This is a genomic window from Actinacidiphila sp. bgisy144, assembly GCF_057708105.1.
Genome location: NZ_JBYIRM010000119.1, coordinates 1 through 513, shown reverse-complemented (window position 1 = coordinate 513; position 513 = coordinate 1). Strand labels below are relative to the sequence as shown.

General features: G+C 56.3%; 1 rRNA gene. It reads right to left on the bottom strand.

Annotated features, from left to right (window positions below):
* Positions 1 to 513, bottom strand: a 23S ribosomal RNA gene (locus AC3EVP_RS36985); the annotation flags it as partial.

Genomic DNA, 513 nt, shown 5'->3' with positions numbered 1-513 from the left:
AATGACACGACTTCGGCGGTACGCTTGAGCCCCGCTACATTGTCGGCGCGGAATCACTTGACCAGTGAGCTATTACGCACTCTTTCAAGGGTGGCTGCTTCTAAGCCAACCTCCTGGTTGTCTCTGCGACTCCACATCCTTTCCCACTTAGCGTACGCTTAGGGGCCTTAGTCGATGCTCTGGGCTGTTTCCCTCTCGACCATGGAGCTTATCCCCCACAGTCTCACTGCCGCGCTCTCACTTACCGGCATTCGGAGTTTGGCTAAGGTCAGTAACCCGGTAGGGCCCATCGCCTATCCAGTGCTCTACCTCCGGCAAGAAACACACGACGCTGCACCTAAATGCATTTCGGGGAGAACCAGCTATCACGGAGTTTGATTGGCCTTTCACCCCTAACCACAGGTCATCCCCCAGGTTTTCAACCCTGGTGGGTTCGGTCCTCCACACGGTCTTACCCGCGCTTCAACCTGCCCATGGCTAGATCACTCCGCTTCGGGTCTTGAGCGTGCTACT